Raw genomic sequence first — 6621 nt, 5'->3', positions numbered from 1 at the left:
CAGGGCATACGACACCACCTGCCCGACCGGGATCTTGCGGTAGTAGACCGGCGAGCCGATGCCCAGCGAGCCAAGGTCGGAGGCATGCAGGTTGAAGCGCCGGCCAGGCTCGCCATAGGTGATCGGCGGTGGTGCCTCGAGGCCGGTGAACGTCTTGGCGCGTGCCTGCGACTGCCCCGGCGTCGGCGCCGATGAAGTCGCCCGAGAACAACGTGTCGATACCCGACACGCCACCGGCACCGATGCGCGGGCGCACCACCCAGAACAGCGAGTCCTGGCGCGTGAAGTTCTCGGCCTGCTTGACCAGCTTGACCGTGGCGGTGACGCTCTTCTGGTCCTGGCTCAGCTCGACCGCGCTGACCTGGCCGATCACCACATTGCGGTACTTCACGGCGGTCTTGTTGGCTTCAAGCCCTTGGCCGGTCTTGAACGTGACCTGGATGGTCGGGCCTTCCTGCAGCCAGCTGTGCACCACCAGCGAAACACCTACCAGCACCGCCACGATGGGCACGATCCATACCAGCGAGACGCTGAATCGCCGGGTCTTGATGGCCGGGCGGCCAGGTTGCGCCGCGTCCTGGTGGCTGTTATCGCTCATGCGCAGGCTCCTCGGAAGCAGCGGGGGGTTCCCAGATCAGGCGGGGGTCGAAACTCATCGCAGCGAGCATGGTGAACACCACCACCATGCCGAAGAACAGGATGCCCAGGCGCGGTTCGATGTCCCCCAGGGCCTGGAATTTCACCAGTGCCGCCACCAGCGCCACCACGATCACGTCGAGCATCGACCAGTAGCCAATCAGTTCGACGAAGCGAAACAGTCGCGAGCGTTCGCGCTGTGCCCAAGTGCTGCGCCGCTGTACCGTAATCAACAGCAGGCCGAGAGCGACGAATTTGGTGGCGGGCACCGCAATGCTGGCGATGAAGATGATCGTGGCGATATCCCAGGCGCCGTGGGCCCAGAACTCCAGCACGCCGCTCATGATGGTGCTGTCGGCGCCGGCGCCGAACAGCGCGGTGTTCATCACCGGCAACAGGTTGGCCGGGATGTAGAACACCAGGGCCGCGATCAGGTAGGCCCAGGTACGGGCCAGCGAGTCGGGCTTGCGTGTGTGCAGTGGCGCGCCACAGCGTTCGCAACACGTTGGCCGCTGGCGGTTGTCGCAGGCCAGCCCGCAGGCGTGGCACAGCACCAGGTCAAGATCGGCGGCCAGTCGCGGCGTGTTCATGGCAGTTGGTTCCACAGGTCACGAATGTCGCGCCCGGCCAGGCGGATCATCAGCAGGCTCAGCGCAGCCAGGGCGATCAGGCCGATGCCGGGCAGTACATCGAGCAGCCCGGCCAGCTTGAACACCGCTACCATCGCGCCGAGCAGGCACACCTCCAGCATGCTCCAGGGGCGCAAGGTCTCAAGCCAGCGCATGCACAGATGAAAGGCCGGCGAGCGACGCCGGGCCAGCGCATGCAGCAGCACCCAGATCAGCAACAGCAACTGGAACATCGGCGCAATGATGATGGAAATGGCGGCTACCAGGGCAATGAAGGTGATCGGGCCATCGGCCAGTGCCTTGACCGAGTCCCACAGCGTGGCGCTGTTGTGCAGACCTTGCAGGCTGATGCTCATCACCGGGTAGAAATTGGCGAACAGCCACAGGATGGCTGCGGTCAGGCTCAGCGCCAGGCGTTGTTGCACGCTCAGGCCGTTATAGCGCTGCAGCACGGCGCCGCAACGCAGGCACAGCGCTTTCTGGTGTTTGGCGAGTTCGACCTTTTCATACACGCAGTCGCAGTGCTCGCAGATGATCAACCGATCGGTGCTGGCCACGCTTGGCACTCGCAACAGGGACTAGCTCAATATAGAAGGGCGTGGCGATTGAGCAAATTTGCCTGGTGCGGGCGTTGTAGATCTCAAGAGCGCGGGAGATGTATTGGCTGGCACATCGGGCGCCAGTGCGATCTGCGGCCGGAGCCTTGTGAGAAATCCTTGATCGCCTGTCTTGAAATCGCATCAGGGCTTGAAGGTGCATGCCTTGAATTCACCAGCGCTCTGAAGATCGAGCGCCGCCCGCGCGGCGCTTCGCCGGCAAGGCCGGCTCCACATCTGTTGCAACGTACCATGGCCTGTGGGATCGGCGTTGTCAGCCTTGGTAGCCCGGCCCTGCATCGCACTGGTCCAGCCAATGCTACTACCAGGCGGCAAACCTCAATCCAGCACCGCCGCCCGCGCCGGACTGCGGCTCACCCACCACCCAAAACCCGCCGCCGTGAAGAACATGATCAGGCTGTACAGCGCGCCGGGATGGCCATGTCGAGTTGTTCAGCAACGTCGGGCTCAGCGCCAGGGCAATCGCCAAGGTGCCATTGTGAATGCCAATCTCCATGCCGATGGCAATCGCCTGGCGTTTCGGGATCTTCAGCACACGCGGCACCCAGTAACCCAAGGTCAGGCTCAGCAGGTTGAACAGCAACGCCGCCGCGCCCACCAGCGGCGCGTACTCGACCACGGTCTGCCAGTCTTTCACCAGCGCCAGGATCACTGTGCCGGCCAGAAACACCGCCGCCACCAGCTTCATCGGCTTCTCCATGCGCGCCGCAAACGCTGGGGTAAGCCGGCGCACCAGCATGCCCAGGGTCACCGGCACCAACACGATGGCAAACACCTGCAGCACCTTGGCGAACTGCAGCGGTATGGCCTGGTCAGCCTCCATGAAGTACGCCAGCGACAGGTTGACCAGCAAGGGCATGGTCAGGATCGCAATCAGTGAGTTCACCGCCGTCAACGTGATGTTCAACGCCACATCACCATGCGCCAGGTGGCTGAACAGGTTGGCCGTGGTACCGCCCGGCGAGGCCGCCAGCAGCATCAGGCCTACCGCCAGCGCCGGCGCCAGGCCGAAACCATTGGCGATCAGAAAACAAATGAACGGCAACAGCACTATCTGGCACACCAGGCCGATCAGCACCGGCTTGGGGTATTTCACCACGCGGGCAAAGTCGGCCAGGGTCAGCGACAACCCCAGGCCAAACATGATGATGCCCAGCGCAACGGGCAGAAAGGCGGTCAGCAGAGGCGATGCAGTCATGGCGCAACACTCGCAAAAAGGGATGCGCGCCAGTCTAGGTCAGGACGTCACGCCGTGCAGGGGGGCAAGGGCAGTAGATACACATTGTTACCAAAAGGTGCGCAGTGGCGCCGGGGCCCACGTTTCGCACTGTTTTGGTTCGTTTTTCGCGGTGTCAGCGCCTGACGGCAGGCGCGAGCCGGCCTAATTCGCGGTTTGCCCGGCATTGGGCACAGCGCTTGCTAAAGTTTGTTGCAAGGCCCGGGTAGTGGACGACAGCAGCCAATTAGAACAAGCCGTTGTGAACACGGCGAGGAGTGGGGTATGTCCCGAGCTTTTTTCAATGAGATGTATGACGCTGCGGGGCAATGCCGCCCGCACTATCGGGAGTTTGCACGCTGGTTGGCGGATACGCCGCTACAGTTGCTGGAGCAACGCCGTCGCGAAGCCGACCTGTTGTTCCACCGTGCCGGCATCACCTTCACCTTGTACGGCGACGAGCAGGGTACCGAACGCCTGATCCCCTTCGACATCATCCCGCGCAGCATCAAGGCCAGCGAATGGCAGGTGATCGAGCGCGGCTGCATCCAGCGGGTGCAGGCGCTGAACATGTTCCTGGCCGACATCTACCACGAGCAGCGCATCCTCAAGGCCGGCATCATCCCGGCCGAGCAGGTGCTGGCCAACGAGGGCTATCAGGTTGCCATGCGAGGCCTGGGCCTGCACCGCGGCATCTATGCCCACATCGCCGGGGTCGACCTGGTGCGTGATGGCGACGGCAGCTACTACGTGCTCGAAGACAACCTGCGCACCCCCAGCGGCGTCAGCTACATGCTCGAAGACCGCAAGATGATGATGCGCCTGTTCCCGGAGTTGTTTGCCGCGCAGCGCATCGCACCGATCGACCACTATCCCAATCTGCTGCTGGATACGCTCAAGAGCGCCAGCCCGCTGGACAACCCGACCGTGGTGGTACTGACCCCCGGCCGCTTCAACAGCGCCTATTTCGAACATGCCTTCCTGGCCCGGGAAATGGGCGTGGAACTGGTGGAGGGGCCGACCTGTTCGTGCGCGACGACCGCGTGTTCATGCGCACCACCTGTGGCCCGCAGGCGGTGGATGTGATCTATCGCCGGCTGGATGATGCCTATCTCGACCCGCTGACCTTCAACCCCGACTCGATGCTGGGCGTGCCGGGCCTGATCGCTGCCTACCGCCTGGGCAACGTGGTGCTGGCCAACGCGGTCGGCACCGGGGTGGCGGACGACAAATCGATCTATCCGTATGTCGGTGAAATGATCCGCTTCTATCTGGACGAGGAACCGATCCTCAAGAACGTGCCCACCTGGCAGTGCCGCAAACCGGCCGAGTTGTCCCATGTGCTGGCCAACCTGGAGCACCTGGTGGTCAAGGAAACCCAGGGCTCGGGCGGCTACGGCATGCTCGTGGGGCCGGCCGCCACGGCGGCGCAGATCGAAGAGTTTCGCGTACGCCTCAAGGCCCGCCCCGAGGCGTACATCGCGCAGCCCACGCTGTGCCTGTCGACCTGTCCTACCTTTGTCGAAAGCGGCATCGCCCCGCGCCACATCGACTTGCGTCCGTTCGTGCTGTCGGGCAGCGAAACGCGCCTGGTGCCGGGCGGCCTGACGCGTGTGGCGTTGCGCGAAGGCTCGCTGGTGGTGAATTCGTCGCAGGGCGGCGGCACCAAGGACACCTGGGTAGTGGAGGACTGAACCATGCTTTCAAGAACAGCCGCAGACCTCTACTGGATGTCGCGTTACCTGGAGCGCGCGGAAAACCTCGCGCGTATGCTCGAAGTCAGCTATTCGTTGTCGCTGATGCCCCAGGCCGGGCGCACCGACGGGCATGCCGAACTCGCCATGTCGCTGCTGGCGGCGGGCACCCTGGAAGACTACAAGGCCCGGCACGGCGCCTTGAACACCGAGCGCATGCTGCACTTCTTCGCCCTCGACGAGAGTAACCCCGGCAGCATCTACTGCTGCCTGCGTGCGGCGCGCAGCAATGCCCACGCGGTACGCGGGCGGATCACCGCCGACATGTGGGAGAACATCAATGCCACCTGGCTGGAGATGCGCAACATCGCCAGCAATGGCCTGGGGCGCTACGGCATCAGCCAGTTCTGCGAATGGGTCAAGGAGCGTTCGCACCTGTTTCGCGGGGCCACCTCGGGCACCATCATGCGCAACGACGCCTATGGCTTCATCCGCCTGGGCACCTTTATCGAGCGTGCCGACAACACCTTGCGGCTACTGGATGCGCGCTACGAGATGTTCGGCGAAGAGTCGGACGAGGTCAGCGACCAGTCGGCACGCGGCTATTACCAGTGGAGCGCGTTGCTGCGCGCACTGTCCTCGTTCGAGGCCTTCAACGAGATCTACCGCAACGCGCCGAATGCCGAGCAGGTCTCGGAAATGCTGCTGTTACGTGCCGATGTGCCCCGTTCGCTGCACGCCTGCATCGAAGAGCTCGACCTGATCCTGTCGGGCCTGCCGGGCATCAACGGGCGCCCTGCGCAACGCCTGGCAGCAGGGTTGTCGGCACGGCTGCGCTATACCGGCATCGACGAGATTCTCGATTCGGGGTTGCATGCGTGGCTGATCGAATTCATCGACCAGGTGCGCGAGCTGGGCCAGACTATTCACGCATCTTATCTGGAGGTGGTATGAAATTGTCCATCCGTCACGACACCACCTACCGCTATGCCGACGAGGTGTGTACCAGCATTCAGTTCCTGCGCCTTACCCCGCAGGACAGTGCGCGCCAGCGCGTCATCGACTGGCAGGTGGACATGCCGCGCAGCGTGCGCAGCCAGATCGACCCCTATGGCAACGTCCTGCACGTGTTGACCCTGGACGAGCCGCATGGCGAGATCGTGCTGTGCGCCCAGGGGCAGGTCGAGATCGACCCGACGCGGGAGGTGGAGCCGGACGACCAGTCACCGTTGCCGTTCCTGCGCAGCAGCCCGCTCACGGCGGCGGATGAGGCGCTGCAGGCGTTTGCGCTGCAGCATTGCGGGGCGCGGCGTGACCGCGCGGCCTTGATCGACTTGATGAATGCGCTGGCCGAGCACATGCCCTACAGCCCGGGGGCGACCAGTGTCGGCACCACGGCGGCCGAGTCGTTCGCCGGGGCGGTGGGCGTGTGCCAGGACCATACCCATGCGTTTCTGGCGTGTGCTCGCAGCCTGGGCATACCGGCGCGTTATGTGTCGGGCTACCTGTGCACCGAGGATGCCACTCACCTGGCCAGCCATGCGTGGGCCGAGGCGTGGCTGCAGGACGGCTGGTACAGCTTCGACATCACCAACCGGCTGGCGCGCCCGGAGCGTCATCTGAAACTGGCGGTGGGTCTGGACTACCTGGACGCCTGCCCGGTGCGCGGAATGCGCCGGGGCGGGGGGATGGAGCAGATGCTGGCCAAGGTGCAGGTTGAGTTGATGGTGCAGGTGCAGTAGCCAGGCCAGCCTTCAAGCCCCCTTCGCTGGCAAGCCAGCTCGCACAGGTGCTCTACTGCCCTCAAGGACAGTGATGTACCTGTGGGA

4 protein-coding genes and 3 pseudogenes are annotated in these 6621 nt (G+C 64.0%); 3 read left to right on the top strand and 4 right to left on the bottom strand.

Annotation, left to right across the window (positions count from 1 at the left end; genetic code table 11):
* From G3436_RS15080 to G3436_RS15065, 4 genes and pseudogenes are all read right to left on the bottom strand, one after another.
* Positions 1-598 (bottom strand): annotated as a pseudogene (locus G3436_RS15080) (MlaD family protein); the annotation flags it as partial.
* Positions 588-1226, bottom strand: a complete 639-nt coding sequence (locus G3436_RS15075; RefSeq protein WP_163946335.1) for a paraquat-inducible protein A — start codon at positions 1224-1226, stop codon at positions 588-590. The pseudogene G3436_RS15080 and the gene G3436_RS15075, both read right to left, overlap by 11 nt.
* Positions 1223-1822, bottom strand: coding sequence for a paraquat-inducible protein A (locus G3436_RS15070; RefSeq protein ID WP_163946332.1), 600 nt, complete (start codon positions 1820-1822; stop codon positions 1223-1225). The genes G3436_RS15075 and G3436_RS15070 overlap by 4 nt, the downstream gene beginning before the upstream one ends.
* Before the next feature lie 378 nt (positions 1823-2200).
* Positions 2201-3080: pseudogene (locus G3436_RS15065) on the bottom strand (bile acid:sodium symporter family protein).
* 303 nt (positions 3081-3383) lie between these two features.
* On the opposite strand from G3436_RS15065, the pseudogene G3436_RS15060 reads away from it, so the two are divergent.
* From G3436_RS15060 to G3436_RS15050, 3 genes and pseudogenes are all read left to right on the top strand, one after another.
* Positions 3384-4792, top strand: a pseudogene (locus G3436_RS15060) (circularly permuted type 2 ATP-grasp protein).
* Positions 4793-4795: 3 nt separating this feature from the next.
* Positions 4796-5746 carry an alpha-E domain-containing protein gene (locus G3436_RS15055; RefSeq protein ID WP_163946329.1) on the top strand — a complete coding sequence of 317 codons (951 nt, stop codon included), beginning with the start codon at positions 4796-4798 and terminating at the stop codon, positions 5744-5746.
* Complete coding sequence (locus G3436_RS15050) at positions 5743-6534, top strand: transglutaminase family protein (protein ID WP_163946327.1); 792 nt, start codon at positions 5743-5745, stop codon at positions 6532-6534. The genes G3436_RS15055 and G3436_RS15050 overlap by 4 nt, the downstream gene beginning before the upstream one ends.
* The last annotated feature ends 87 nt before the right edge of the window (positions 6535-6621 follow it).

Origin of the sequence: Pseudomonas brassicae, assembly GCF_010671725.1 — a bacterium.
GTDB lineage: Bacteria > Pseudomonadota > Gammaproteobacteria > Pseudomonadales > Pseudomonadaceae > Aquipseudomonas > Aquipseudomonas brassicae.
This window is presented reverse-complemented; position numbering and strand designations above follow the sequence as displayed.